This window comes from Ruegeria marisflavi (genome assembly GCF_025673445.1).
Lineage (GTDB): Bacteria > Pseudomonadota > Alphaproteobacteria > Rhodobacterales > Rhodobacteraceae > Ruegeria_B > Ruegeria_B marisflavi.
In genome coordinates this window covers 75,372-102,242 of sequence record NZ_JAOVQN010000006.1, presented here as the reverse complement: position 1 = coordinate 102,242, position 26,871 = coordinate 75,372, and the positions used below count along the sequence as shown (strand labels likewise).

The 26,871-nt window shown below is 65.4% G+C and carries 19 protein-coding genes; 11 read left to right on the top strand and 8 right to left on the bottom strand.

The genetic code is table 11. From position 1 onward, the window contains the following. Window positions 1-71: 71 nt before the first annotated feature. The 5 genes from OEZ49_RS07955 to OEZ49_RS07935 all read left to right on the top strand — a co-directional run bounded on the left by OEZ49_RS07955 (window position 72) and on the right by OEZ49_RS07935 (window position 6,593). Window positions 72-1,775 carry an NAD(P)H-dependent oxidoreductase subunit E gene (locus OEZ49_RS07955; protein ID WP_263387811.1) on the top strand — a complete coding sequence of 568 codons (1,704 nt, stop codon included), beginning with the start codon at window positions 72-74 and terminating at the stop codon, window positions 1,773-1,775. Further along, window positions 1,775-2,305, top strand: a complete 531-nt coding sequence (locus tag OEZ49_RS07950) for a periplasmic heavy metal sensor (protein ID WP_263387810.1) — start codon at window positions 1,775-1,777, stop codon at window positions 2,303-2,305. The genes OEZ49_RS07955 and OEZ49_RS07950 overlap by 1 nt, the downstream gene beginning before the upstream one ends. A 13-nt stretch (window positions 2,306-2,318) precedes the next feature. Then, window positions 2,319-5,096 (top strand): formate dehydrogenase subunit alpha, encoded by a 2,778-nt coding sequence (gene fdhF, locus OEZ49_RS07945; protein ID WP_263387809.1) that lies wholly within the window; start codon window positions 2,319-2,321, stop codon window positions 5,094-5,096. Between the two features lie 196 nt (window positions 5,097-5,292). Further along, window positions 5,293-6,069, top strand: coding sequence for a cyclase family protein (locus OEZ49_RS07940; RefSeq protein WP_263387807.1), 777 nt, complete (start codon window positions 5,293-5,295; stop codon window positions 6,067-6,069). A 5-nt stretch (window positions 6,070-6,074) separates the two neighbouring features. Further along, window positions 6,075-6,593 carry a thioesterase family protein gene (locus OEZ49_RS07935; protein ID WP_263387806.1) on the top strand — a complete coding sequence of 173 codons (519 nt, stop codon included), beginning with the start codon at window positions 6,075-6,077 and terminating at the stop codon, window positions 6,591-6,593. Between the two features lie 54 nt (window positions 6,594-6,647). Here the strand turns inward: OEZ49_RS07935 and OEZ49_RS07930 are convergent, their stop codons facing one another. Then, window positions 6,648-7,082 carry a hypothetical protein gene (locus tag OEZ49_RS07930; protein WP_263387805.1) on the bottom strand — a complete coding sequence of 145 codons (435 nt, stop codon included), beginning with the start codon at window positions 7,080-7,082 and terminating at the stop codon, window positions 6,648-6,650. 352 nt (window positions 7,083-7,434) lie between these two features. On the opposite strand from OEZ49_RS07930, the gene OEZ49_RS07925 reads away from it, so the two are divergent. The 5 genes from OEZ49_RS07925 to OEZ49_RS07905 all read left to right on the top strand — a co-directional run bounded on the left by OEZ49_RS07925 (window position 7,435) and on the right by OEZ49_RS07905 (window position 13,458). Then, window positions 7,435-8,469, top strand: coding sequence for a hypothetical protein (locus OEZ49_RS07925; protein ID WP_263387804.1), 1,035 nt, complete (start codon window positions 7,435-7,437; stop codon window positions 8,467-8,469). Between the two features lie 2 nt (window positions 8,470-8,471). Further along, entirely contained in the window at window positions 8,472-9,695 is a 1,224-nt protein-coding gene (locus OEZ49_RS07920) for a GNAT family N-acetyltransferase (RefSeq protein ID WP_263387803.1), read from the top strand. 652 nt (window positions 9,696-10,347) lie between these two features. Further along, window positions 10,348-11,112: a sugar transferase gene (locus OEZ49_RS07915; RefSeq protein WP_263387802.1), complete on the top strand. Its 765-nt coding sequence runs from the start codon at window positions 10,348-10,350 to the stop codon at window positions 11,110-11,112. 42 nt (window positions 11,113-11,154) lie between these two features. Further along, the gene (locus OEZ49_RS07910) at window positions 11,155-12,087 is read left to right on the top strand and encodes a CpsD/CapB family tyrosine-protein kinase (RefSeq protein ID WP_263387801.1); all 933 of its coding nucleotides are present in this window, start codon (window positions 11,155-11,157) and stop codon (window positions 12,085-12,087) included. Between the two features lie 96 nt (window positions 12,088-12,183). Next, the gene (locus tag OEZ49_RS07905) at window positions 12,184-13,458 is read left to right on the top strand and encodes a GumC family protein (RefSeq protein WP_263387800.1); all 1,275 of its coding nucleotides are present in this window, start codon (window positions 12,184-12,186) and stop codon (window positions 13,456-13,458) included. A gap of 17 nt (window positions 13,459-13,475) precedes the next feature. Here the strand turns inward: OEZ49_RS07905 and OEZ49_RS07900 are convergent, their stop codons facing one another. Beyond that, window positions 13,476-14,834 carry an oligosaccharide flippase family protein gene (locus tag OEZ49_RS07900; protein ID WP_263387799.1) on the bottom strand — a complete coding sequence of 453 codons (1,359 nt, stop codon included), beginning with the start codon at window positions 14,832-14,834 and terminating at the stop codon, window positions 13,476-13,478. Between the two features lie 200 nt (window positions 14,835-15,034). On the opposite strand from OEZ49_RS07900, the gene OEZ49_RS07895 reads away from it, so the two are divergent. Continuing rightward, entirely contained in the window at window positions 15,035-16,234 is a 1,200-nt protein-coding gene (locus OEZ49_RS07895; RefSeq protein ID WP_263387798.1) for a glycosyltransferase family 4 protein, read from the top strand. Between the two features lie 18 nt (window positions 16,235-16,252). Here the strand turns inward: OEZ49_RS07895 and OEZ49_RS07890 are convergent, their stop codons facing one another. From OEZ49_RS07890 to OEZ49_RS07865, 6 genes are read right to left on the bottom strand one after another with little or no spacing between them, the layout of a single operon-like run. Next, window positions 16,253-17,098, bottom strand: a complete 846-nt coding sequence (locus OEZ49_RS07890) for a glycosyltransferase (protein WP_263387797.1) — start codon at window positions 17,096-17,098, stop codon at window positions 16,253-16,255. Then, on the bottom strand, window positions 17,095-19,623 hold the full coding sequence (locus OEZ49_RS07885; protein WP_263387796.1) for a hypothetical protein: 2,529 nt from the start codon (window positions 19,621-19,623) through the stop codon (window positions 17,095-17,097). Before OEZ49_RS07885 ends, OEZ49_RS07890 begins: the two co-directional genes overlap by 4 nt. Continuing rightward, window positions 19,620-20,567 (bottom strand): hypothetical protein, encoded by a 948-nt coding sequence (locus OEZ49_RS07880; protein WP_263387795.1) that lies wholly within the window; start codon window positions 20,565-20,567, stop codon window positions 19,620-19,622. Before OEZ49_RS07880 ends, OEZ49_RS07885 begins: the two co-directional genes overlap by 4 nt. A 31-nt stretch (window positions 20,568-20,598) precedes the next feature. Further along, window positions 20,599-21,270, bottom strand: a complete 672-nt coding sequence (locus OEZ49_RS07875; protein WP_263387794.1) for a 4'-phosphopantetheinyl transferase family protein — start codon at window positions 21,268-21,270, stop codon at window positions 20,599-20,601. Then, entirely contained in the window at window positions 21,267-25,865 is a 4,599-nt protein-coding gene (locus OEZ49_RS07870) for a MupA/Atu3671 family FMN-dependent luciferase-like monooxygenase (protein WP_263387793.1), read from the bottom strand. The genes OEZ49_RS07875 and OEZ49_RS07870 overlap by 4 nt, the downstream gene beginning before the upstream one ends. Further along, window positions 25,862-26,869: a glycosyltransferase family 2 protein gene (locus OEZ49_RS07865; protein ID WP_263387792.1), complete on the bottom strand. Its 1,008-nt coding sequence runs from the start codon at window positions 26,867-26,869 to the stop codon at window positions 25,862-25,864. Before OEZ49_RS07865 ends, OEZ49_RS07870 begins: the two co-directional genes overlap by 4 nt. Between the last annotated feature and the right edge of the window lie 2 nt (window positions 26,870-26,871).

Here is a 26,871-nt window from a genome sequence, read left to right as displayed (position 1 = left end):
CGTGCGATTGATAATGACGATTTGACGATATGTATGGCTGATGAGACACGGGCTCTGAATCGGAGGGCAGCATGGCACCATTGGACAGCAAGCCTGCGGGCGACGGACAGGGCGTCTGGAAATCGGGCAAGGGCAAGGGGCGGCGCACGCCCAAGGGCCGCATCTATTCGGACGAGGCGCTGGCCGAGGTGCAGCGCCTGCTGGGTGACCGCCCGCGCCGACGCGATTTGCTGATCGAGTTTCTGCACCTGATCCAGGATGCCCATGGCCACCTGTCCGCCGACCATCTGGCGGCGCTGGCCTATGAGATGAAGGTGGGGCAGGCCGAGGTCTACGAGACCGCGACATTCTACGCGCATTTCGACGTGGTCAAGGAAGACGAGGCGCCACCGCCCGCGCTGACCATCCGGGTTTGCGATTCGCTGAGCTGCGAGATGGCGGGTGCGCAGCAGTTGCAAAAGGCGCTGGAGGATGGGCTGGACCCGACCCAGGTGCGGGTGCTGCGGGCACCCTGCATGGGTCGCTGCGATACCGCGCCGGTGCTGGAGATCGGCCATAACCATATCGACCATGCGACGCCGGAGAAGGTGATGGCGGCGATTGCGGCTGGGGATACCCACGCGCATCTGCCCGACTATCAGGCGTTCGACGCCTATGTGGCCGAAGGCGGCTATGAGAGCCTGAAGGCGCTGCGCGCAAACGGCGACTGGCAGGCGGTGCAGGAAAACGTGCTGTCGGCCGGATTGCGTGGCCTGGGCGGCGCGGGCTTCCCCTCTGGGCGTAAATGGGGCTTTGTGCGCGCCAATGCAGGGCCGCGCTATCTGGCGGTGAACGGCGACGAGGGCGAACCCGGCACGTTCAAGGACCGCTTCTATCTGGAGCGCACGCCGCATCTCTTCCTCGAAGGCATGCTGATCGCCGCCTGGGCGGTCGAGGCCGAGACCTGTTTCATCTACATGCGCGACGAGTATCCGGCGGTGCTGGAGATCCTGCGGCGCGAGATCGCGGCGCTGGAGGGCGCGGGGCTGGTGGCGCCGGGCTATATCGACCTGCGCCGGGGCGCGGGCGCCTATATCTGCGGCGAAGAAAGCGCGATGATCGAGTCGATCGAGGGCAAGCGCGGCCTGCCGCGCCACCGGCCGCCATTTGTGGCGCAGGTGGGGATCTTTGACCGGCCGACGCTGGTCCACAATGTCGAGACCCTATACTGGGTCGCGCGGATCTGCCGCGAGGGGCCGCAGATCCTGAATTCGGTTGAAAAGAACGGTCGCAAGGGGCTGCGCAGTTATTCGGTGTCGGGCCGCGTGGCGAAACCCGGCGTCTACCTGCTGCCGGCGGGATCGACCATTCTGGACGTGATTGATGCGGCGGGAGGCATGGCTGCGGGCCACAGCTTCAAGGCGTATCAGCCGGGCGGGCCGTCGTCGGGCCTCCTCCCCTCTCGCATCGACGACGTCCCGCTCGATTTTGACACCTTACAGCCCTTGGGCAGCTTTATCGGCTCGGCGGCGGTGGTGGTCCTGTCGGATCAGGACACCGCGCGCGACGCGGCGCTGAACATGCTGCGGTTCTTCGAGGATGAAAGCTGTGGCCAGTGCACGCCCTGCCGGGCGGGCTGTGAAAAGGCGGTGCAGCTGATGCAGGCCGAGCGCTGGGATACCGAGCTGCTGGAGGATCTGTGCCAGGTGATGGCCGATGCCAGCATCTGTGGTCTGGGGCAGGCGGCGCCGAACCCGATCCGTCTGGTGATGAAACATTTCGCGGACGAGATCTGATGCGCGGCGGTGTTCTCCTGTCGCTGGTTCTGGCCGCTGGCCCGGCGCTGGCGCAGACCGCGCCTTATGCCGGTCAGCAGGAGAGGGAGGTAAGTTCCTTTTCCGCCGAGGACCTGGAGCAGTTGCGCGCGGGCGCGGGCTGGGGCCTGGCCAAACCGGCCGAGCTGAACGGCTGGCCGGGGCCGCGCCATGTGCTGGACCTGGCCGACGAGCTGGGCTTGAGCGAGGCGCAGCAGGACGAGGTGCAGGCGGTCTATGACGCCATGCGTGCGCAGGCGGTCGAACAGGGGCAGGCGCTGATTGCCGCCGAGGCGGCGCTGGACGCGGCCTTTGCCAGTGGCGAGATCGACGAGGGCCGTCTTGTCGAGCTGCTGGGCGCGGCGGAATGGGCGCGGGCCGAGCTGCGCCAGACGCATCTGTCCGCCCATCTCGCGCTGGGGCCGGTTCTGACCCGGCACCAGAAAATGACATATAACAGCCTGCGCGGCTATGGCGACAGCCATGACCATGCGGGTCATACCGGCCATTGACAGGAGTTCACCCATGCCAGACGGCAACGCAATCCAGCAGGTGACATTCAATCTGAACGGCAAGGACGTAACGGTCCCCGAGGGTCTGACCATCTGGGAGGCCGCGCATGGCCGGGGCCTGGTGATCCCGCATCTGTGCCACAAACCCAGTCCCGGCTATCGCCCGGACGGCAACTGCCGTGCCTGCATGGTCGAGGTCGAGGGCGAGCGGACGCTCGTCGCGTCCTGCATCCGGCCCGTGGCCGAGGGCATGGTGGTGAAGACCGACAGCGCCCGCGCCGAGAAGGCGCGCAAGATGGTGGTCGAGCTGTTGGTCGCCGACCAGCCCGAGGTCGCGCATGACGTTTCCAGCCATTTCTGGGACATGGCGGCGGCCAACGGCGTCAGCGACAGCCGCTTCCCGGCGCGCGACGCGGCGCATGTGCCGCTGCTGGATGACAGCCATGTGGCGATGCGCGTCAACCTCGATGCCTGCATCAACTGTAATCTCTGCGTGCGCGCCTGCCGCGAGGTACAGGTCAACGACGTGATCGGCATGGCCGGGCGCGGACATACGGCGCAGGTGGTGTTCGACCAGAACGACCCGATGGGCGCCTCGACCTGCGTGGCCTGCGGTGAATGCGTGCAGGCCTGCCCCACCGGCGCACTGATGCCTGCGACCGTGCTGGACAGCTATCAGCATGGCGACAGCAAGGATTACGACCGCGAGGTCACATCCGTCTGCCCGTTCTGCGGCGTGGGATGCCAGCTGAGCTTCAAGATCAAGGACGACAAGATCAAATATGTCACCGGCGTCGATGGCCCGGCCAACGAGAACAGGCTGTGCGTCAAGGGGCGGTTCGGGTTCGACTATATCGACCACCCGCACCGGCTGACCAAGCCGCTGATCCGGCGGGAAGGCGCGCCCAAGGGGCTTAACGTCGATCCGGCCAACCCGCTCACGCATTTCCGCGAAGCGAGCTGGGACGAGGCGCTGAATTTCGCTGCCAAGGGCCTGGCCGATCTGCGCGCCGAGAAGGGCAGTTATGTCGCCGGTTTCGGCAGCGCCAAATGCTCGAACGAAGAGGCCTATCTGTTCCAGAAGCTGATCCGCCAGGGCTTTGGCCATAACAACGTCGACCATTGCACCCGGCTCTGCCATGCCTCCTCGGTCTCGGCGCTGCTGGAGAATGTCGGCTCGGGCGCGGTGACCGCGACCTTCAACGAAATCGAGAACGCGGATGTGGCCATCGTGATCGGCTGCAACCCGATCGAGAACCACCCCGTCGCGGCCACCTATTTCAAGCAGTTCACCAAGCGCGGTGGCAAGCTGATCGTTTGCGACCCGCGCGGCGTGGGCATGGGCAAGTTCGCCACCCATCGGTTGCAGTTCAAGCCGGGCGCGGATGTGTCGATGCTGAACGCGATGATGAGCGTGATCGTCGAAGAGGAGCTGTATGACCAGGCCTATATCGACCAGTTCACCGAGAACTGGGAGGAGATGAAGGCGCATCTGGCTGATTACACGCCCGAGAAGATGGAAGCCATCTGCGGCATCCAAGCCGAGGAGCTGCGCGCCGCGGCGCGCACATTCGCGGCGGGCAAGGCGGGCATGATCTTCTGGGGCATGGGCGTCAGCCAGCATATCCACGGCACCGACAACTCGCGCTGCCTGATCAGCCTGGCGCTGATGACCGGCAATGTGGGCAAGCCCGGCGCCGGCCTGCACCCGCTGCGCGGTCAGAACAACGTGCAGGGCGCCTCCGATGCGGGTCTGATCCCGATGTTCCTGCCCGATTACCAGTCGGTGACGGATGATGGCGTGCGCTCGGCCTTTACCAGCGTGTGGAACTCGGGCGACTTCTCGAACCAGAAGGGGCTCACCGTGGTCGAGATCATGCATGCGATCCATGATGGCGACATCAGGGGCATGTATATCCTGGGCGAGAACCCGGCGATGTCCGACCCCGATGTCGACCACGCGCGGGCCGCGCTGGCGATGCTCGACCATCTGGTGGTGCAGGATATCTTCCTGACGGAAACGGCGAACTATGCCGACGTGATCCTGCCTGCCAGCGCCTGGGCGGAAAAGACCGGCACCGTGACCAATACCAACCGCCAGGTGCAGATGGGCCGCCCCGCCGTGACGCCCCCGGGCGAGGCGCGCGAAGACTGGTGGATCGAGGTGGAACTGGCGAAACGTCTGGGGCTTGACTGGAATTACAGCCATCCCAGCGAAGTGTTTGCCGAGATGAAGCGCAACATGAAATCGCTCGACAATATCACCTGGGCGCGGCTCGAAGGCGAGGCGGTCACCTATCCCTCGCTCAGCCCCGAGGATCCAGGCCAGGCCATCGTCTTTGGCGACGGCTTCCCGCGTGCGAACAAGCGGGCGCGGTTCACCCCTGCAAAGATCGTCGAGCCCGACGAGCGGCCCGATGCGGACTATCCCTTTGTGCTGATCACGGGGCGGCAGCTGGAACACTGGCATACCGGCTCGATGACCCGGCGCGCCACGGTGCTCGACGCGGTCGAGCCCGAGGCCAACTGCTCGATGCACCCGCGCACCCTGCGTGCGATGGGGATCGCCCCCGGCGACACGATCCGGCTGACCACGCGCCGCGGCTCGGTGCAGGTGATGGTGCGCGCTGACCGGGCGGTGGCCGAGGATAACGTGTTCCTGCCCTTCGCCTATGTCGAGGCGGCGGCCAACATCCTGACCAATGCGGCGCTCGACCCGTTCGGAAAGATCCCCGAATTCAAATACTCGGCCGTGCGCGTCGAGAAAGCCGAAGCGCTGGCGGCGGAGTAGGTCTTTTGCGAGGCTCCGCCTCGCGCTCCGGAGTATTTTGAACCAGAAAGAAGCAGCACCGCGCATATGCTTCTTTCTGGTCAAAAATACCTCCGGGGGTGAGGCCCGCAGGGCCGAGGGGGCAGCGCCCCCTTTGCAGCTTGCCGGGCTCGGCCGGCGCTCCTAACCTGTGCGCAACCTGCGCAAAGGAATGTCCATGGCCCGCCGTTTTGTCGATCTGTCCGTCCCGCTGGAAACAGGTATCGTTTCCGACCCGCCGATCATGCTGCCCGAGATCGAGTATCTGACGCATGACCAGACCGCCGAACAGGTGATGTCCTTTTTCCCCGGGCTGAAGCGCGAGGATCTGCCGGGTGGCGAGGGCTGGGCGGTGGAGCGGCTGAGCGTGGCGACCCATAACGGCACCCATCTGGACGCGCCCTATCATCACCACTCGACGATGAACAACGGTGAACGGGCGATCACCATCGACGAAGTGCCGCTGGAGTGGTGCTTCAACTCCGGGGTCAAGCTGGATTTCCGTCACTTCCAGGATGGTTACGTCGTCAGCGCCGAAGATGTCGAGGCCGAGCTGGAACGCATCGGGCATGTGCTTCAACCGCTCGATATCGTGGTGGTCAATACCTCGGCGGGCGCGCGCTATGGTCAGCCGGATTACCTGATCAAGGGCTGTGGCATGGGGCGCGCGGCGACGCTCTATCTGACCGAACGGGGCGTGCGGGTGACCGGCACCGATGCCTGGTCCTGGGACGCGCCGTTTCCGCTCACCGCGCGGGCCTATGCCGAAAGCGGCGATGCCTCGATCATCTGGGAGGGGCACCGCGCCTCGATGGAGATCGGGTATTGCCACATGGAGAAGCTGGCGAACCTGGACCAATTGCCGCCCACAGGCTTCACCATTTCCTGTTTTCCGTTCAAGATCAAAGGCGCAAGCGCGGGGTTCACCCGCGCGGTGGCGATTTTCGAGGATTGAGCGCGATGGTGGCAGAGATCCCGCAAAGTGGCCATGACGGCCCCTATCCGGCACCGGTCGATGTGCGCGGTTTCACCGTCAGGCCAGACTGGATCGACTATAACGGTCACATGAATGTGGGCTATTACGGCGTCGCCTTCGATCAGGCGCTGGACGTGATGCTGGAGGAGCATCTGGGCACCGGCAAGACCTATGCCGAGACCGCGGGGGCCGGGCCTTACATCCTGCAATCGCATGTCCAGTTCCGGCGCGAGCTTTTGGAGGGCGAGGGGTTCCGGGTGGAGTTCCGGCTGCTCGATCACGATGCCAAGCGGATGATCTATTTCGCCCGGATGTTCTCGGAGCGGGACGATGCCCTGTGCGCCACGCAGGAGGCGCTGTTGATGAATGTCAGCCAGCAGACCGGGCGCGGCGCGCCGTTTCCGGACTGGGCCCAGGCGCGGATTGCGCGGATGGCGGCGGCGCATGGGGCGTTGCCGCCCGATCCGGCGGTTGGGGCACGGCTGGCCATTCGGCGCGCCTGAGCGGGAACGAAAAGGACCGGCGCGGGGCCGGTCCTTTCTGGTTACGCGGTCGGGTCAGACCGTTTCGAAATCCATTTCCGGATCTTCCAGCAGGTCTTCGGGTGGCATCTCGTCATCCTCCATCGGCTGGGTCATCAGCCCGAAGATGTCGTTCAGCGTCGGGTGCTGCCCCGAGGTGCCGCCACTGGCATAGACCACCGTTTCGCCCTCTCCGTTACAATCGGACGGTTCACCGGTAAAGGCGGGCAGGGCGTTCGAGGGCGCGTCCCAGCCGATCTCGGAGCCCTTGGTTCCACCGGAGCCCTTGGTGCCGCCGGAGCCATCAGGCTCGTTTCCATCACTGTTCTGCCAGTGTGAATGTGAGAAATGGCCGCCGATATGTGAATCGTACCAAGACGAAAAGCTGTGCCCCTCGATCCCGCCGTTATGATAGCTGTTGGTGCCCCAGCCGCACTGGCCACCATGCCAATTCCATCTTCCGTAACCCATCACACAATCCCCCAAAATGGCTCTGGCATTCGAAACAGACGCTCGCCCTGCGATAGAGCGGGCAGGTACGTGGCCAAAAAAAGCGTGACGAGCAGAGTAGGGAAATGTGGCAAGCTTGGGAAAATTTGTGTCAAAATTGTGGCTCAAGGCATGGCGGTTCGGCGCGGGCGGAAACAATCTTTGGAGCCACCCGGAATTATAAGGGGAATAGCCGCCAATAAGGTCGGGAATCGCGCTAGTTCTGCGGGCGAATCGGCAATCGTGCTATCGCCGATGTCCACGGGTCGCGCTCTTGGACCGAGGTTACCCGGCTGGTTAGACGACTTGTGTTGGTGACAGGGTGAGGCACGATATGACGGACGGCAGGAAAAGCGGCAGGCTGACACGTATCGTAGATACGGCAGAAGCCCATTTCGGTCGGCCGGTGCAGAAAGTGACCGCGCCGGGTGGCGAGGACCGGTCGAGTTTCCGGTTGCATTTCAATGATATGGACGTGATCGCCACGCTGCGCCCGAACTTTCGCAGGACCCATCTCGAAGCCTGTGTACTGGAACAGTTGCGCGCCCATACCGACGACCTGCCCGAGTGTCTGGGCGTGGTCGGCGAGGTCATGTTCCAGTCTGATGTCGGCCGCCGGCGCCTGAACCAGGAGATCGTGCGCCACAAGGAAAAAGGCCGTCTGGACCTGGCGGCCGAGGCCGTCGCGGCGATCTTTCGTATCCAGAGCGCGGCCCGGCGCACCGACCTGGGCCGGATGCTGCCGCATCTAGGCGCCAATGACGGCTGGGTGACCAATCTGGTCGATGCGGTTGACACATTGTTGCCTTATTCGATGGGAATCTCGCCGCAATTTGACCGGGCGGCAGCGGCGGAACGGCTGGCCTATCCGGGGCGGCAGTTCGTGAAATGGGATTGCCGGTCGGGCAATGCCGCGCTGGACCGGACGGGCAAGCTGCGCTGGTTCGATTTCGAGTATTCGGGCCTGCGCCACGGGGCCGAGGATTTTGCCTGGCTGATCGGCGACGAGGCCTGGCCGGTCCGACCCGACCAGATGGCCGACGTGATGATCGACGCCTTCGATCCCGGCTGTGGCCACGAGATTGGCGATTATCTGGATTACCTGTCGGTCTATCTGACCTTCCATGCGATCCAGCGGCTGAAGCTGATCACGAAAGAGGCGAAAAAGCGCGGCTGGCTGTCCAAGGAGCGGGTGCGCAAATATGACGACGCCGGTGTGCATCCCGAGTTTGCCATGCAGATCTGCGGTGTCGGCGCCTATTACGCGGCGCAATCACCGGTGACCGAGGCACTGGCGCGCAATTTCGATGCGGCGCAAGACTATTTCCGGGCGATCCTGAAGGATGGGCGCTCGCTCAAAAGCGCCTGACCATGGATGGCGCCACCGATATCCTGAGCCTTGCCATAGAGGCGCGCGGGCTGCGGGTGGCCGCGATCGAGCGGATGGAGGATTTCACCGCGCTGCGCGACCGGTGGCGGGCGCTGGAGGGGCGCGACCCCGAGGGCACGGTCTATCTGTCCTGGGACTGGCTGGCGCAGGCGTTTTCCGCCAACCCGGGCCGCTGGCGGGTGCTGGCGGTGTTTCACGGGCCGCGCCTGGTCTGCGTGTTTCCGTTGAAATACCGGGTGCACTGGAGCACCTCGCGGCAGGAGTTCCAGTCCGAGATCGAGGCGGGCGGGCGGCTCTTGTGGAGCGAGTATACCGGGTTCCTGTGCGAACCGGCCTACGAGGACAAGGCGCTTGCCGCCCTGGCCGAGACGCTGCGGCAGAGCCCCTGGGTCCGGCTATCGATCCGGTACGAGGGGTCGCGGGCACGGGCGGCCAAGTTCATGGCCGCCTTTCCCGCAGAGGCGTTTTCGGCGCGGCACCGGGAGTATTTCATCAACAAGGGCGAGACCGACAACCTGATCTGCCCGCGGGTTTGGTTGCCCGCGGATTACGAGGAATGGCTGTCCACCGGTCCCAGCAAGAACGCGCGCCAGAAGATCCGCCGTTTTACCCGCAGGTATCTGGACAGCGGCGAATGCACGCTGACCCATGCCTCGGGGCCCGAGCTGAAATCCGACATCGCGGCGCTGCTCAGGCTGTGGATGCGGAAATGGGCGCCGGTCAAGGGGTCGGAGGTCGCGCGGCAGGTGGCGGCGAATTACCTGCGGATCCTGACGGTGGCCAGCCAGCTGGGGCTACTGTACCTGCCTGTTCTGAAACGCGACGGGAAGGTTCTGGGCGCGCTGGGCCACGTTGTCGATCCACGCATGCGGCGGGTGCATTTCATCGTGGCCGGACGGGACGAAAGCGCCGAGGGGCATTTCATCGGCTTGCTGCTGCACGCAAAGGCGATCGAATGGTCCATCGGGCAGGGGCATGACATCTACGATTTCTGCCATGGTAACGAGCCCTACAAGTACAGTTTCGGTTCCGACGAATCCAGGCTTGCATATTTCACCGTGCGTCGCCGGGACCTGTCGGGTCCCGCCGGGCCGTTGGACCCGATGTCGCGCAAAGAGGCGCTGGGCCGGGTGCTGTCCTTTGTCGAGGCGGGCAAGACCCCCGAGGCGGCAGCGGGCTGCCGCCAGATCCTGGGTCTGATCTAGCGCACCGGCTTTCAAACCCGCATCATTTATTACCCTGTTCGGAACGCTGTTTGTCGGGCTAACAGCGAGCGTGGCTGCGTGCGAATTGTGGATGAGCCTGAGCCGCCTGTCGTTTGCCGGGATTGCCGTTGTTGCCGCGCTAGCCGGGGCCGAGCGGCCTCGGCTTGGCGCTCCTTGGCCAGACCGGTCGGTCGCCACGGCAGTGTCGGGCCGGTCAAAGCGCCCGAGTGTATGTTCTTGTCACAATTGTGGCAAAGGTTGCTATGCGAGACACTGGTAAAGTGAAGCAATGATTCCCCTTACCAATTGGCCATAAGGGCAGGACAATGGAAGATATTGTCTGTGATTGTTTCAGGTGAAATTTGGAAGACTCCAATGTTTTGGGTGGTTAGAAACGGAAACACTCTGTTTACACGGATTTCATTAAAATTTTTAGCCGCGCCGGGGTAGTTTGATCGTGGCGGAAATGTGGCCGAACTTGGCCGCGAACCGGACGGAATTTGGCGCGTAGGGCGCGGAACGATCCGGGACGGAAACCGCAAGACTATCCGGGCGAACTGCTTAGGTCCGGACAAATGTAATGAGTATCTCGGCTTTGCCCTTCCGCGGTTGCGGTGTGCGGCGGCCCTGGTCCCTGTGAATAGGGGGGGAAATGAAGGACTACATCCAAGACGCATCGCATGCGATCACAGTGCCCGGAGCATCCGGGTCGGCGATGATCCCGGCCTATGCGGTCGCGACCGGCCGAGGAAGCGCAATGCCAAGGAAACCCCAAGAGAACCTGGGGGGTCAGGTTCTCGGTCAAACTGGCTGGTACGCGTCCTTTGGCAAGCGCGTGTTGGATGTGGCCTTCGTTTTCCTGTCATTACCGGTATCCGCAATAATCGTGGCATTCTGCGCGCTGGCGCTGTGGCTGGAGGGCGGCAACCCGTTCTATTGGCAGGCGCGCCTGGGCCGGAACGGCAAGGTGTACAAGATAGTCAAGCTGCGCACGATGGTGATCGACGCGGATGCGCGGTTGGCCCGGTTGCTAAAGGACAATCCGGACATGCGGGCGGAATGGGACGCGACCCAGAAGTTGAAGAAAGATCCGCGGATCACCCGTGTGGGCGGGTTCCTGCGCGCGACTTCGCTGGACGAGTTGCCACAGCTTTGGAACGTACTGAAAGGTGAGATGAGCCTAGTCGGTCCACGTCCGATGATGCCCGAGCAACTGCCCCTTTATGGATGCAGCAAGGCTTATTTTTCGCTGCGTCCGGGCATTACCGGTGTGTGGCAGGTGTCTGACCGGAACAACTCACGCTTCGATTATCGCTGCAAGCTGGATGCCGAATATGCGCGCGACCTCGGTTTTGGCTATGATCTGATCCTGCTGTTGAGGACGGCATCGGTGGTTGTGCGCCGCACCGGTTATTGATCATTGGAATCGCGTTAGTAATTATCGGCTAGGAGTTGGTAAGTGGCGTATCATGACAAGACACTGGCTCCTGAGTGGGACAAGGCTGCGGATATGCGCGATCGGAACGATGGCACGGACGGCGAGCGGAAGGAGACCCGTCCGTTTCGGCGCAAGGCCGCGCTGATCGCCGAGGCACAGTGCCCGTCTGCGACCAAGCGCGCGGTGTTGGCGCCCAAGGCCAAGCCGGAAATCGTAAAAAAGCAAATGCTGCCTGCGGCTCTTCCGGAACCCTGGTTGCGGTTGAGGCAGACCTCTATGGGATTACGCCAGCCGCAAAAGGGCCGGATGCCATTGGTCAACCTGTTCCGCACTGATCCCGCGGCCAAGGCGTTTGACGTGATGCGCACGCGGTTGCTTCAGACGCTGAAGGCAAAGGGCTGGACACGGATAGCCATCGCCGCCCCGACTGAGGGCTGCGGCGCGACCTTCACAGCGGTGAACCTGGCGCTGAGCATGGCGCGGGTTCCGGGCAGCCGCACGGTGCTGCTGGACATGAACATGCGCGATCCAGGTATTGCCGCCGCGCTGGACATGACGGCAAAGGGTGACATGCGTGGCCTACTACGTGGCGAGAAATCTTATCTGGACCATCTGTTCCGCTACGGCGACACGTTGGCCGTGGGCCTAGGCGCCGGCGCGGTCCGAGATGCGTCGGAACTTTTGCATTCGCAGGTGGCAGGAGAGGTGCTTGACGAGATGCAGGAGGAACTCAGGCCGGATGTGATCCTTTGCGACATGCCCGCAGTGCTGGCGCATGACGATCTGGCGGCCTTTGTCGGAAGTGTCGATGGTGTCCTGCTGGTCGCCGATGGCACCATGACGACCTCAGAGCATGTGCGCCGCTGCGAACAGGTACTGGGCGCGAATGCCCCTCTTGTGGGCGTTGTTCTGAACAGGGGACGCGAGGCCGGTCAGGAAAACTACGTGGTTTGACCTTCGTTTTTGCAACCGGTTGCCATATTTTAGTCGGTATGCCGTGGTCTTGTTCGTGCTACAGAGCAGGCATTTGAAACGAGTGAGACAGCACGTATGGGGCCGATCTATTCGATCAGCGATGTGATCGATATGCTGCGCCGCAGGGCGCGGTTGATCCTTTTCGTGATCCTGCTGGGATCTGTGCTGTCGCTGGTCATGGCCATGCGCCATCAGCACGAATACGAATCCCACGAGGTCATCCAGATCGCCCGCCCGGTGGTGTCGGATGAACTGGCGCGCAGCACGGTCGAGGGATCTTCGGCGCGACGGCTGCAGCTGATCCAGCAGATCCTGACTACCCGCGGCACGATGTTGGAAATCATCGAGAAGTATGGGCTTTACGACGATCAGCCCAGTCTGAAGCCGCAGGCCAAGGTGAACATGTTGCGCACCGCGGTGCGGATCGAGGGGATCGCGGCGGCGCGCGAGGGCTATTCCGACGACGGTGCGATTTCGGTTCTCAGCATCACCGCCCGGATGTCGACGCCCGAGTTGGCGCAGCAGGTGGCGCATGAATTCGGTCAGCGCACCGTTGAGCTGAGCAAGCAGACCCGGATCGAGAACGCGCGGGCGACGCTGACCTTCTTTGATGCGCAGAAGGCTGCGCTAGAGCAGGATATTGAAAGACTTGACGCCGAGATCGAAGCCTATCGTGCCACTCATCAACTGAGCCTGCCGGGTGCGGTCGAGGCGCGGCGCGACGAGATCAGTACGATCAACGATGGGCTGCTCGACATCGCTCGCGAGCGCATACGGATCGAACGCGCGATGGAACTGGCGTCGCAGAGCGAGCGGCCCGCCACGGCAGAACGTCTGCGCAAGGATCTGGGCGAGCAGCTGGCGACACTGGACGCGCAGCGCGACCTGCTGGACGAGCGTAAGAACGCGCTGGAAAGGCTGATTGAGAGCAGCCCCGAGGTAGAAAGAGCACTGGGCGCCTATGACCGCAACCTCGAACAGTTGCGGGATCAGTTGGCGCAGGTGGTAAGCCGCCGCAACGAGGCCGAGATGGGTTTCCTGATCGAGGCCGAGCGTCAGGCCGAGCGCCTGACGGTGATCGAAGAAGCCTCCATACCCGACTATCCGGTGACCGAAAGCCGCAAGAAACTTGCTTTGCTGGGTCTGGCCGGCAGCATCGGTGTGGCGCTGGGTTTGGCCTATGTGCTGGAATGGCGCAACCCGGTGCTTCGCAGTGCTGATCAGATGGAGCGTGAGCTGGGGTTCCGCCCGGTGGTGGTGGTGCCCTATCTCGATACCAGCGCGCCACGTCGGTCGCTGTGGCAGCGCCTGACCCGCCGGTTCCGGGGGCCCCGCGCGCCGGCGGAATAGCGCCGCAGGCCAAAACCTCAGTACCCCGCCAGCAGCGCGATATCGGCCCAGTGCATCCACAGGATCAGGGCCGTGGCCAGCAGCCCGGCCATCACCGCCACGATATCGTGGCGCGCGTCCCAGGCTCCGTATTTGCGCGCCAGCCAGACCACCGCCGGATAGCTGGCGATGGTGGCCAGCGCCAGCGACACGATACCGCCGACCAGTCCGAAATACGCAAGCCCCACTAGGATGCACAGGATCTGGAACACCGCCCGCACCATCATCACGATGAAATACGACCGGCTGTCGCCCATGGCGAGCGCCACATTGTCATAGGTCAGGATGACCAGTCGGGGGTAAAAGGCCAGCGAGATCAGCGTCACCATCGGCCCGGCCAGCTGGTAGCGGTCGTCATAAAGCAGCCCGACCAGTTGCGGCCCGATTGCGGCCATCAAGAGCAGCGCCAGCCCGATCGACAGGCTCATCCCGGCGCGCAGCCGACTCAGGTGCTGGCGGTTTGTCGCGTTCTCGGCGGGTGGCTTGTCGCGGTAGACCGGGATCATGATGCGGCCGATCATCGACAGCCCCGCCATCATCGGGAAACTGCCCAGGAAGTAGCCGATATTGTAGATCCCCAGCATGTCGATGCTGAGATACCGGCCCAGGATGGCGCGGTCGCCCTGGCTGATGACAAAGGTCAGCGCGGTGGACAGGAAGATCCACTTGCCGAAATGGATCAGGTCGTCGGCGGCGGCGCGCTCCCAGCGGAACCGGTTCACCGGGCCGGGCAGCAGGAAATGGGTCAGGATCAACTTGGCCACGGCCGAGACCACGCCCCCCAGCGCCAGCGCCATCACCGATTGGTTGAGTTCCGCATAGATCACCATGAAGCCGATGCCGATAGCCTGGCTTGCCAGGTCCAGCACAGTGAGGCGCCCGACCAGCAGGTGCCGGTGCGCGGTTTCGATCCGGGTCGGGAAAAAGCCCGAAACCAGCAGCGCCAGCGCGCCCACCGGCAGGTATTTGACCAGGTCGGGCTCATGGTAGAACCGGGCGATCGGGATCGTCAGCAGGCAGGCCACCGCAAACAGCATGCAACCCCGGAACACCTGTATCGTCCAGGCGGTGTTCAGAAAATCGGGGTCGTCGCCACGCGGGTTCTGCGCGATTGCGGGGCCGACGCCGACATCGGAAAACAGGCTGAGACCTACGATGACGACGGTGACCAGGGTCATGATACCAAAGGCCTCGGGGAAGAGCAGCCGCGTCATGATCAGGTTCGCCGCCAGCCGCAGCGCCTGGCTGCCGCCATAGCCCACCATCAGCCACGAGGCGCTGCGCAGGACGCGGGCCATCAGGCCGGAACCGCTGAAGGCGGAGAAAAGACGCGACATATGGGATCCCTGCTGGTGGCCTTTGGGCCTGTGGCGCCACGCTAGAAAGCAGGTCGCCCCGGGTCAATCAGAGCAAAGGAGACGGGCGACAGCTTGTGGCGTTGGGTCCACAGACAGGGACCGGGTTGAGGGCGCCGGGTAGGCAGGCTGCCTGGGGCGATGTACCTCTTGGCCTAACCAACACCGCAGGTCCCGCCGTCGTGACAATCGCATATGTTCTGAATACCTATCCGCTGCCATCGCACAGTTTCATCCGGCGTGAGGTGCAGGCGCTGGAGCGGCAGGGCGTTTCGGTCCTGCGGCTGGCAATGCGTCGTGCAACTGCGCCGCTGGTTGACGCGCGCGACCGGGCCGAGGCGGAGCGCACCGAATACGTGCTGGATCGCGGCGCTTTGGGGCTGGGGGCGGCGCTGTTGCGCCGGTTTCTTGCGGCGCCGGGCCGGGGCTTTGCCGCTTTGCGGCTGGCGTTGCGTTGCGGTGGTGCGTCACCGGCGGGGCGGCTCCGGCACCTGATCTATCTGGGCGAGGCGGCCCATGTAGCAGAGTGCTGCCGTGCAGCCGGGGTCACCCATCTGCATGCCCATTTCGGCACCAATTCCGCGACCGTCGCCATGCTGGCCGAGGCGCTGGGCGGGCCGGGGTATTCCTTTACCGTGCACGGGCCCGAGGAGTTTGACGCCCCGGCGGCGCTGTCCTTGCCCGAGAAATTGGCGCGCGCCCGCTTTGCCGTAGGGGTCAGCCAGTTCGGCCGCAGCCAGCTTTGCCGCTGGACCGCGTTTGCGGGCTGGGACCGGTTGCGGGTGGTCCATTGCGGGATCGAACCCGCGGCCTTTGCGGACCCGGTGCCGGTGCCGGGCGGGCCGCTGCGGCTGGTCGCGGTGGGCCGGTTTGTCGAGCAGAAGGGGCAGATGATCCTGCTTCAGGCAATGGCGCGGCTGGTGCGGACCCACCCGCAGGCGCATCTGGATCTGGTGGGCGACGGCGAAATGCGGGGCGATCTGGAGCGCGCGATTTCAGGGCTGGGTCTGGGCGGCAATGTCACGCTCACCGGTTGGCTGGATCAGGAGGGGGTGCGCGCGGCGCTCGATGCCGCGCAGGCGCTGGTGATGCCGAGTTTTGCTGAAGGTTTGCCGATGGTGGTGATGGAGGCGATGGCGGCGGCGCGTCCCGTGGTGGCCACCTATGTGGCCGGCACGCCCGAGCTGGTGCGGCCCGGCAAGACCGGCTGGCTGGTGCCTGCGGGCGATGTGGCGGCGCTGGCCGATGCATTGGCAGAGCTGGCCGAGACGGGGCAGGAGCGGCTGGACCAGATGGGACTGTCCGGTCGCGCGCGGGTTCTGGAGCGGCATGACATCGATAGCGAGGCGGCGAAACTGGCCGGTTACTTTGAAAACGGCTGAGTTGCAGGTGCGACAGCCTCAGCGACCGCGCGCCCAGCGATTGCGCGCGCGGAAAAGCGGGGTTTTCACCGCCAATGCCACGGTGGCGTAGACCGCGAACCCGACCGGATCGTGCAGCATCCGGCGGGTCAGGCCGGACAGCCCCAGGCCGGGCGTGCCATCATTCGCCGTCAAGCTTGGGTACAGCGCCCCGACCTCGGCCACGCCCGCGTTCTGGCGGCGGCGCACCCGGACGAGATTGGCAAAGCCCTCGACCATCGGCCAGTCGTAGCCGGGTGCGACCCGCAGCCGCTCGGCGGGGGCAAAGCTGAGCCTGACGAAGGTGTCGTCCGAGATGATATCGGGCCAGCCCTGCCAGCGGGCACGCCCGGCGGCGTTCACCGCAAACAGGCCAAACCCCGGCACACCGGTGGTGACAAAGGGCAGGGTCTGCCAGAACCGGCCATAGGCGCGGGTGATCCAGCTATGGGCCGGGGCGACGCGCGGCGCACCGCTGGCATAGCGGGGCGCATCGGTGTCGAGCGCCGCCACCAGCGCCGCCATCAGATCGGGGTCGACCCGCACATCCGCATCGAGATAGGCGCGCAGAGGCCCCTGCGCGGCGGCATCTCCGGCGTCGAGCGCGCCGAGCTTGCGGCCCTCGGCCAGTTCCAGCACCGTCCAGCCCCAACCGCGTTCACCGGCAAGACCCGCCAGCGCGCGGGCGCGCGCGGCGGTGTCGTCATTGCACCCATTGGCAACCACCAGCACCTCGCCGCGCCAGCCATCGGGCAGCGGATCGGAGGCCAGCAGCGCGCGGGCGCAGGCGCCGATCCAGTCGGCCTCGTCATGGGCCGGGATTATGACGCTGAGATGACGGGTCACCTGAGGAACTCCACCAGCGCGTCCCAGCGCGGGTTGGCATCGTCGAGATGCCTCAGGTGCCCCCAGCTGCCCCATTTATTGGGCCGGTAGACATCGGCATAGGCGGTGAACAACTTGCCGCCCGCCGCATGCCAGCCACGGATCAGATCGGTATAAAGATCACCCATTTCGTCCGAATAGTTGAAATGAGTGAAAAAGGCGGTGATCTCTTCGTCGTCGATCAGCGGGCCAAGCCCCACCACATGGCTGCCGCCCTCGTACATGATCAGGTCCAGCCCGTATTTTGCCGCCACAGCGGCGTGATAGGGCAGTTGGGTGCCAAGGTTCTGGGCCAGTGTATCGGTCGCGTCACCGCTGGCGGCGCCATCGCGCAGTTCGGCCCAGGCCAGCGAGGTGGCGAGGTCGAAACGGTGCTCGGCCATGTAAGCGTCGCGCTCGGACCCGGTCAGCCCCTTGGCCTCTGCCTGCGCCGCCGCCTCGGCGCGACTGTCGGCCAGCCATTGCCGCAGCATCGGCAAGCGCTGTTCCCAGCCAAGGGTGCCGCCGAAATAACCGGTAACGGCATAGGCGTCAAAATGGCGGGCGGGCGCGGCCCGGCCCGGTTCCTCGGCCACCCAGGCAGGCGCGTCAAGGATCATCTCTTCCAGCCCGATCCAGCCGGTCTGGGTCGAGATCACCCGCACCAGCCGCGCCTCGGCCTGATCGCCATAGACCTCGGCCCAGATATCGGCCATCTTGACCGCGCGGGCGGCGTAATAGCTGACCCAGTGGTCCTTCTTGTTCCAGCGCGCGCGGGCCTGATCCTCGGCCCATTGCGCCTGCGTGAACTGCCAGTTCCAGACCTCGTTGGACAGTTCCACATAGGCGCGCTGTTCGATCCAGAGCGTGTCGCGCACCGTCTCGGCAAAGCGGCGGAAATAGTCGTCATCGGCCAGGTGGGGCATGTTGAACCAGCCATCCGCGCCGGTACGGTTCAGAAGGTCCACCATGATCTCGACCGGCACGCCCTTGACGGCCCAGGAGAAATCCGCTGGTTTCGGACGACCCTCCCAGGCCGCTTGCTGCGAGTTGTTGGTCTGCATCCAGTCCATGAAGCGCAGCGCACGGAACCCTTGCAGCCGGTCCAGCCAGTCGGGGTTGAACCGCGCGCCCGCGTCAAAGGCAGCCAGGTTCTCTTCCTTTACCACGTTGATGTTGCGCACATAATCGCCGCCGCGATGGGTGCGCTGGATGCGGATATCGACCAGACCGGGGCCGGGGGTATAGTCAAACTCGACCCGGTTCCTGCCATAGCGGATGTTTTCGGCCCGGCCCGTGACTTCGACGATGCCCTGACCGTCAAAGCGCAGCACATAGCGCCCGGCGACTGAGGTCGCCTCGACCGGCAGGTCGGTCAGGATCAGTGTGCCGACCGAGCCCAGCTCGGGCGGGATCGCCTGCGGCCAGCCGTTTTCGTCCAGGTAGCCTGCCGCTTGCAAATCGTCATAGCTGGCGCCGCCGAACTGCCGGGGCAGGTGGCCGATCCAGGGGCGGGCGGTCTTGAACACGTCGAGAAAGGGCTGTTGCACCGACCAGTCGTTGACCCCGGCCAGCCCGATGGCGAGGGCGACCGGCCCGTCCGGTTCGGGCGGTGGGACATAGCCTTGCTCCAGCGCCGTGGCGGTCTCGGTTGCGACAGCAACCGGCTCCGGCTCCGGCTCCGGTTTCGGCGCGACCGGAGCGGGCGGGGCGGGAGAGACATAGGCCTGCACCGCCTCCCAGGCGATGGTTTGCAGGCGGGCCGCCTGCGCCGGGTTGGGCGCGTCAAAGGCGCGGCCCCAGCGGTCTTTCAGCCGGTGCGGAAGGCCCACCGGGCTCTCCCCGATCAGCGCCGCGTATTGCACCATGGTCAGAAAGTAGAAGCCGAGGTCGTTGGGGTGGATGTCGTCATGAAACACCTGCGAAATGCGGTCGAGCCCCGGTACGGTGCCCTCGGCAATGGCGTCGGTCAGGGCCAGCATCGCCTGTCCGGCGGGCAACAGCCGCATCGGCGGGGCACCGGTCGGTCGGGTTTCATTCACCCCGTCGACGATGGATTGCCATTGCGCCAGATCCTGTTCGATCCGGTTCCGCCAGGGGATATCCGCCCCCGCATCATGCTCGATCCGGGCACCGCTGCCGGATCGCAGGTCGTGCCAGGTCTCTTGCAGGAACACCCGCGCCTGCGGGTTGGCCGTGACCGCAAGATCATAGTAGCGCCGGGCATAACCGACACTGTCGTTATGCTGGATCTGGTTGGCGAGCGGGATCGCCTCGGTCAGGATCACGGCATCAAAGCCGCCGCCCGAGAGCACCTCTCGCGCGTTCACGCCCTCGGCCTTGTCGCCGTTTTCCCAGTTGTAGGACAGCGGCGCGCCGTTGATGATTTGCGCCTCGACCCGGACACCGGTATCCTTCAGTACCGCCGACAGCATGTCGGGATTGGTCGGGCCGAACAGCGAATGGCCGATGAAAAGGACCCCGATCAGGGAGGCAATCCAGTTCATTGCGGAACTCCGGTCTTGGGATAGCTGGTCACGGTCTGCCAGACCACCTCCTGCATCAGGCGCGCGGCCTCGGGCGTGGGGGCCTGTGCCGGGGTGCCGTCGGCCTTCAGCAATTCATGCGGCAGGCCCACGGGCGAGCGCTGATACAGTACGGCGTAATGGGTCAGCGCCACCAGATAATTGCCCAGATCGCCCATGTGGATCGGGTCGAGCTTGCCCTCGGGGTCGATTCCGAACAATTGCTCGGCGTTGGTGATGGCGCCGACACCGTCGCGCGCCTCGATCTCGCGGACAAAGCGCGACAGCACCTGTCCGACCGGGATGACATGCGCGGGCTGGTCCGGGTTGCGGGCGAGATCCTGAAGCAGGATGCCGTTTTCCCACAGCTCGACCAGATCGCGGTCAAGCCGGTTGAGCCAGCCGTCGGGATCGTCGAGCCAGTGCCAGGTCTCGTACAGGAACACCCGCGTGTCCGGGCGCCCCTGCCGGGCCAGATCGGCCCATTTGGTGAAATAGTCGTCACTGTCGAGATACTTGATCGCGTCCCTGAGTTCGAGCATCTCGGTCAGGATCACGGCATCGTATTCTCCCGAACCGATCGCCTCGTCCGCGGGCCGGTAGCGGGGGTGGGCGTTCATCACGTCGAACCCCTTGATCGGCTCGTCCTCCTCCCAATGCGCCTTCATCGGGGTGCCCCAGCCCAGCTGGCTGTCATAGCTGTGGCCCTGCGGCGCGAGCTGTTGCAGCATCGCGGGCATGTCAAGTCCCACCAGGCTGTGGCCCAGGTGGAACACGGCCATCGGCCCCGGCGGCGGCGGCAGGGGGCGGGCATAGGCGGCGGCCACGACGGCGGGATCGGGCAGGCGCGGCCGCAGCCACAACCACCAGAAGGCCGAGGCCAACAGGCCCAGAACGAGAAGGATAAGAACGAACAATCGGGTCATGGTTTACACTTAGGTCAGCCACACCGGGATATCACGCACTCTCGGCTATTGCTGTGACAATCAGCCCGTGACCGGTGGCAAAACGCCCGCGCAGAATGTCGCCGCGTTTGAACCCGGGCACGCCCGTTCGGAACGTGGCGGTGAACCCCTTGTTCGCCGTGTCGAGCGTGATGCGCAGCGTGTCAAAGCCGAACAGCGTCCGGCTGATGCGGTACTGCGCCTTATAGGCGCATTCCTTGGCCGAAAAGATCAGCTTGGCCCAGTGTCCGCGGTTGTCCTGCCCGGCGAGCCAGGCGGTCTCGGCCGGGGTGCAGATCGTCGGCATCAGGTCGGGGTCCAGCGGGCTGTCCTCTTCGAGGTCCAGGCCGAGCAGTCGCAACTCGCCTTCCCAGGCGACGGCGGCAAGGCAGGCGGTGCCTGTATGGGTGATGGTTCCCAACAGGCCCGGCGGCCAGATCGGGGCGCGGTCGGCCCCCATCGGCACCGCCATGGCGGGCGCGCCCAACTCGCGCAGGGCGAGACGTGTGGCCATCCGCCCGGCCGTGAATTCGCGGCGGCGCTTGTCCACCGCACCGGGGATCGCGGCCAGTTCCTCGGCATAGACCTCGTAGTCGCGTGTAGGATCGGCCGCCGCAATGGCAGCTCCCCGGCCCAGCAGAGGCGAGGCGAGCAGCAGCGCCTCGGTTGGGCCCGGCCCGCTCACCTGACCCGTTCCTGCCGGTTGGCGCGCATCGCCCGCCGCCGCGACATGGTGTCGGCCCGCTCGGCGGTATCGACCACCGGCTGTGCCGGTTCCGCAGGTGCGGCGCCCTGCGACAGATGCGCGGCCAACCCCTGAAGCGTCGGAAAGCGGAAGATGTCGGTGATCGGCAGGGTCGGCACGTTCAGCGCCGCGCGGATCTCGCGATGCGCCTGTACCGCCAGCAGGGAATGCCCGCCAAGGCCAAAGAAGTTGTCCGACGGCCGGATGTCGCCCACGCCCAGGATGCGCGACCAGATCGCGGCGATCTGCGCCTCGGCCCCGGTCGGCGGCTCGGAGGGGGCCGCCTGCACCTTGCGCTGCGGCACAGGTTCCGGCAGCGCCTTGCGGTCGACTTTCTTGTTCGGCGTCAGCGGAAAGGCGTCGAGCGTCACGATATGGGCGGGCACCATCACCTCGGTCAGGCGCGCGGCCAGATGCGTACGCAGCGCGGCATCCGACACCGGGCCGCCAGTTGTGACATAGCCCACCAGCCTTGTGTCGCCGCCCATCTCGCGGGCGATCACCACCGCACCGGTGACGCCGGGATAAGCCGCCATCGCCGCCTCGATCTCGCCCAGCTCGATCCGCTGGCCGCGGATCTTGACCTGGTGGTCGGTGCGGCCAAGGAAGTCGAGCCGCCCGTCGGCGCGCCAGCGCACCAGATCGCCGGTGCGGTACATCTGCGGCGCGGCGGTCACGGTCAGCCCGGCCTCGGCCGCGAAAGGGTCGCGCGGGAACCGCTCCTCGGTCAGGTCGCAGCGCTGCCAATAGCCGCGCGTTACGCCTTCGCCGCCGATGCACAGGTCGCCCGGCACCCCGATCGGGCAGGGCTGGCCGCCTGTGTCCAGCACATAGACGGCGGTATTGGCGATGGGGGTGCCGACATTCACCGTGCCTGTGGCGCCGGGACCCACCGCCTCGCAGGTGGACCAGATCGTGGTCTCGGTCGGCCCGTACATGTTCAGGATGCGGGCGCCGGTCGCCTCGCGCAGATCCTCGACCAGATCGCCCGGCAGCGCCTCGCCCCCAAGCAGCAGGTGCTTCACCCGGCCAAGTGCCAGGCGCGCCTCGTCATTCAGGGCGATCATCCGCGCCATCGACGGTGTGCATTGCATATGCGTCACCCCATGGCGCACGATCTGCGCGGCCAGCGAGAAATCGTCCTCGGTCAGCGCGCTGGGCGCGCGGACCCGCCTCAGAACCTCGGCCAGCGGTTTCAGCCCCTCCAGCACCACGGCGGGGTCGATGCCATAGTCGATGAGGCACGCCACTTCGTCCACGCCAATGCGTTTGAGCTGTTCGACGCGGGCCACCGCGTCACCGATGGTGCCAAACAGCCCCGAGTCCTCGAAATACCGCTCGAACGCGAAATCGAGGATCGCCTCCAGCTCGTCGCCGCTCAGCACCCCCAGATTCATTTCAAAGGCGTTGGTCACCCCTTTGGGTTTCTTGAAGGCGGGGAAGGCCCAGGCATATTGCTTGATCAGCCCGGCGGCCGACCGCAGGTAGTCCTTCATCGGCTCGCGCGCGACACGTGCGGCTTCTTCGCGGGTACCTGCCAGATAGGTGTGCAGCATCAGCGTCACCTTGAAATCGGCCGGGTCATGGCCCGCCTCGCGCAGGGCGGCGTGATAGATGCGGATCTTTTCGGCCACCTCGTCGATGCTCTGGCCCAGAAGGTGGGTCAGCACGTTGGCGCCGATGGACCCGGCCTCGCGCCAGGTCTCCGGGTTGCCCGCCGTGGTGACCCAGAGCGGCAGTTCCTTCGACACCGGGCGCGGCTGGGTGACGACCGAATGCATGGTGCCATCGGCCTTGGCGAACTCCACCGCCTCGCCGCGCCAGAGCTTGCGCAGGGTCTCGATGGTTTCGAACATCGCGGGCTTGTTGCGCGGCGGGGTGTTTTCCGGGCGCAGGATGAAATCGTCAGGCTGCCAGCCCGAGGCGATGCCAAGCGCCGCGCGCCCGCCGGTCAGGTTGTCGATCACCGCCCATTCCTCGGCGATGCGGGCGGGATGGTGCAGCGGCGCCACGCAGGAGCCTGCGCGCACGCTGAGATTTTTCGTCACCGCAGCCACCGCCGCGCCGGTCACCGAGGGGTTCGGATAGGGGCCGCCAAAGGCGTGGAAATGGCGTTCCGGCGTCCAGACCGCGTTGAAACCATGCGCATCGGCGAATTTCGCGCCTTCGAGCAGCAGTTCGTATTTCTTCGGCCCCGGCCCGTCGTCATTGCCCCAATACATCAGGTTGAAGTCGATGGGCCGGTCGCTGACCGCGATCGGGCCTTTTGACACTTCGGCGCGGTTCTCGTCGGAACTCAGCACCACCTTGAAGCCGCGCGCCAGCGTCCAGAACAGCTCCAGCACCGAGATGTCAAAGCTGAGCGAGGTGACCGCCAGCCAGACACCGCCCTTGGCATAATCGATACGGTCGTCCATGCCGGTGAAGAAGTTCACCACATTGCGGTGTTCGACCATCACCCCCTTGGGCGTGCCGGTCGAACCCGAGGTATAGATCACATAGGCCAGATCGTCGGCGGTGGCGCCGCCGTCGACAGGTTCCGCGTGCGCCTCTGACAGGGTGCCGATGTCGAGCACATGGGCCTCGGTCGCGGACAGGCCGGGTTTGCGCGCGCCGCTCGTCACGATCACCGCCGCGCGGCTGTCGCTGACGTAGTGCGCGATGCGGTCGGCCGGATAGGCCGGGTCGAGCGGCACATAGGCGCCGCCCGCCTTGAGCACGCCAAGTGCTGCGATCGGCAACTCGGGCGAGCGGTCCAGATAGACCCCCACATGGCTGCCGGGCGCGACACCCAGATCGCGCAGCCGGGCGGCGACAGCGTTGGCACGGGCGTCGAGCTCGGCATAGGTCAGGCTCTGGCCCTCGAACACCAGCGCCGTTGCCTCGGGTGTGCGCAGGGCTTGCGCCTCGAACGCCTGATGCACGGTCAGGGTGCGGTCATAGTCGCGCGCGGTGCGGTTCCAGTCGCTCAGCATGGTCGAGCGTTCGGACGCGGGCAGGACGGTCAGATCCGCCACGCCATCCGCTCCGCTGGCGCGGGTCAGGGCATACATCACCGTTTCCAGCCGGCGGGCCAGGATCTCGACCGCCTTGGGGTCGAGCCGGGCACTGTCGGCGTGCAACGTCGCGGTGCCGTCGGCCAGCGCCACGGTCAGGATCGCACCGGGAACCGATGCCCCGCCGTCCACCGCCAGCGCCACCGGCGGCACCGGGCAGCGGCCGATGCGCGGGTCGCGCAGGGGCAGGTCAGCGGGCGGCGCACCTTTGGTGCGCGCGCCTGCCAGTCCTTCGGCGGTGCGCATTAGCGCCTCTTCAACTGTTGCGGCCTCGGTCAGGCGCAGCGGCACCCAGGCGCCCAGATACCCGTCTGCGGCGGCCTTGGTGATGGCTCCGGTGGTCAGGGCAATGTCGCCGAACTCTTCGCCGCTGCTGCGCAGCGCCCAGATCAGCACCGCGGTGGCCAGCCGGTCCTCGCCCAGCCCGTGCGGAACCGAGATGCGGTTGGCGACAACCGGTCCGGCAGGGCCGACATGCGCCAGCGGCACCGGCAGCGGGCGCAGCCCGACGAGCCGCTTGCGCCAGTGCCGTTCGGCGGGCAACGCCGCCGTCAGCGCGGCGGCAAGCGCCTGCGCCTCGGCCGCGGAAGGTGAAGCCAGCCGGTCGCCCGGCTTGGTCATCTGCGTCAGGTCAACCGGCGCTCCGTCCAGCCCGCGCAGCCCGCCAAGCACCAGATCGCCCTCGCCCGTCGCCACGGTCAGGGTATCGGTGGACGCCGCCTGTACCGTGCCCGGCAGCGCACCCGAGCGACCCTCGGCGCGGGCCGAGGATACCGCCAGAACCTGGCCCGCAACCGCGATCTTGGCGCAGGTCAGCGGATTGGCGTAATCGCCGAAATCAAGCGCGCGCACCAGTGCGGCCAACGCCTCGGCGGGTTTGGTGAAATCCAGCCGCCCGGCGGCGGCCGGCCGGTCGTCGCGCCCGAAATAGCTGCGCTGGCTCAGGTCCTGCGCCTGCCGCTCCAGCCCCTGTTCCAGCTGGTCGGCCACGCGCGCGAAACTGTCCAGCGCCGCGCCATAGCATTTCGAGTTCAGCGAAAACGCGGTCTCGTCCTCGTCGATGTCGAACATCTGTTGCGCCAGGATGTCGCCCTCGTCGATACCGCCCTCGATCAGGTGCCAGGTGACGCCATAGCGGGTCTCGCCCGCCATCAGCGCCCAGGCCGGAGTGTTCAGCCCGGCATAGCGCGGCAGCGGCCCGTCGTGGAAATTGACCGCGCCCTTGGCGGGCAGGGCCAATACCGCATCCGGGATCACCGAGAGATTGGCGATGGACAACAGCCAGTCGAACCCGCCCGCCGCGATTTCGGCCAGATCGGCGATCCGGTCGCCATGCGGCAGGCCCTTGCCCCGGGCCCAGTTTCGGATCTCGTCATCCTGCGAGATCACGGCGGCAATCCGGTGCCCGCGGTCGAGCAGCATTTTGCTGCATCCGATCAGCAGGGACTCGTTACCGATCACAACATGGGTCAAACTCATCTGCTGTCCTCCGGAAGAGCGGCAACCGGCTTTGGCGTCGCGGGCGCGAGGCCCAGCACGCGGCGTGCGGCATGGGTGATTAGGTCATTCAGGAAACCGTCCGGATCGGAACTCGGCTTGGGGCGGATCAACTGGCGCAACCGCCAGATTAGGGTGCCCGCGATCAGGGCCAGCGTGGTGCCTATTGTATAGGCGCGACCATGGTTCTTGGTGAAATAGTATAACCGGGAATCGAACCAGTATTGCGGCGTGCGCCGCCAGACTTTCATGCCGGTCGATGCTGAACCGATATGAGTTACACAAACGTCGGGCAGGTACCAGGTTTCCCAACCAGCCAAAGCCGCCCGGCGGCACAGATCGGTTTCCTCGAAATAAAGGAAGAAGTGCTCATCAAACCCACCGGTCGCCAAAAAGGTTTCACGCCGGATCATCAGGCTGGCGCCTGCGGCCCAATCCACCGGGGTGCGGGTCGGAGGCAGGGGAAGGGTGATGATCCTGTTGCGCAGCAGGCGAGAGATCGGGCCAGTGCGCGCGGCGGCCTCGAACTCTCCGCTGGCCGAGGGGAAACGGAACGCAGTGCTATGTGGATCCGCGTCGACCCCGCGCACCCCGCTCGCTGCAAGCCCCGCACCAGGTGTCGCAATCAGGAAATCGCGCAACTCACGGATACATCCCGGGTCCGGCCACGCATCCGAGTTGAGAAGATAGTAGAAATCGGGTGCCGCGCCGTCTGACAGACCCGCAAGCATGCCAAGATTCATGCCGGCCCCGAACCCGCCGTTGCGGCTGCTTTCAACGATGCGAAACCTGCTGTCCGTGTTCCAACCCTGCGCGGCTGCGGCCTCTCGCAGCCGGTCCGCCGACCCGTCGCCCGACGCGTTGTCGACTACGATCAACTCGCCCGACAGACCCTGCATGTCGCGCAGGACCGCCTCGCAGGCCCGGATCGTCAGATCCGGCGTGCGGTAGTTGAGGATAACCGTCAGGACGGTCGGTTCTGTCATGC

Excerpts from the sequence above, each read along its gene's own strand:
- OEZ49_RS07955 (WP_263387811.1), top strand. The coding sequence starts at position 72 with ATGGCACCATTGGACAGCAAGCCTGCGGGCGACGGACAGGGCGTCTGG.
- OEZ49_RS07950 (WP_263387810.1), top strand. The coding sequence starts at position 1,775 with ATGCGCGGCGGTGTTCTCCTGTCGCTGGTTCTGGCCGCTGGCCCGGCG.
- fdhF (WP_263387809.1), top strand. The coding sequence starts at position 2,319 with ATGCCAGACGGCAACGCAATCCAGCAGGTGACATTCAATCTGAACGGC.
- OEZ49_RS07940 (WP_263387807.1), top strand. The coding sequence starts at position 5,293 with ATGGCCCGCCGTTTTGTCGATCTGTCCGTCCCGCTGGAAACAGGTATC.
- OEZ49_RS07935 (WP_263387806.1), top strand. The coding sequence starts at position 6,075 with ATGGTGGCAGAGATCCCGCAAAGTGGCCATGACGGCCCCTATCCGGCA.
- OEZ49_RS07930 (WP_263387805.1), bottom strand. The coding sequence starts at position 7,082 with ATGGGTTACGGAAGATGGAATTGGCATGGTGGCCAGTGCGGCTGGGGC.
- OEZ49_RS07925 (WP_263387804.1), top strand. The coding sequence starts at position 7,435 with ATGACGGACGGCAGGAAAAGCGGCAGGCTGACACGTATCGTAGATACG.
- OEZ49_RS07920 (WP_263387803.1), top strand. The coding sequence starts at position 8,472 with ATGGATGGCGCCACCGATATCCTGAGCCTTGCCATAGAGGCGCGCGGG.
- OEZ49_RS07915 (WP_263387802.1), top strand. The coding sequence starts at position 10,348 with ATGAAGGACTACATCCAAGACGCATCGCATGCGATCACAGTGCCCGGA.
- OEZ49_RS07905 (WP_263387800.1), top strand. The coding sequence starts at position 12,184 with ATGGGGCCGATCTATTCGATCAGCGATGTGATCGATATGCTGCGCCGC.
- OEZ49_RS07900 (WP_263387799.1), bottom strand. The coding sequence starts at position 14,834 with ATGTCGCGTCTTTTCTCCGCCTTCAGCGGTTCCGGCCTGATGGCCCGC.
- OEZ49_RS07885 (WP_263387796.1), bottom strand. The coding sequence starts at position 19,623 with ATGAACTGGATTGCCTCCCTGATCGGGGTCCTTTTCATCGGCCATTCG.
- OEZ49_RS07880 (WP_263387795.1), bottom strand. The coding sequence starts at position 20,567 with ATGACCCGATTGTTCGTTCTTATCCTTCTCGTTCTGGGCCTGTTGGCC.
- OEZ49_RS07870 (WP_263387793.1), bottom strand. The coding sequence starts at position 25,865 with ATGAGTTTGACCCATGTTGTGATCGGTAACGAGTCCCTGCTGATCGGA.
- OEZ49_RS07865 (WP_263387792.1), bottom strand. The coding sequence starts at position 26,869 with ATGACAGAACCGACCGTCCTGACGGTTATCCTCAACTACCGCACGCCG.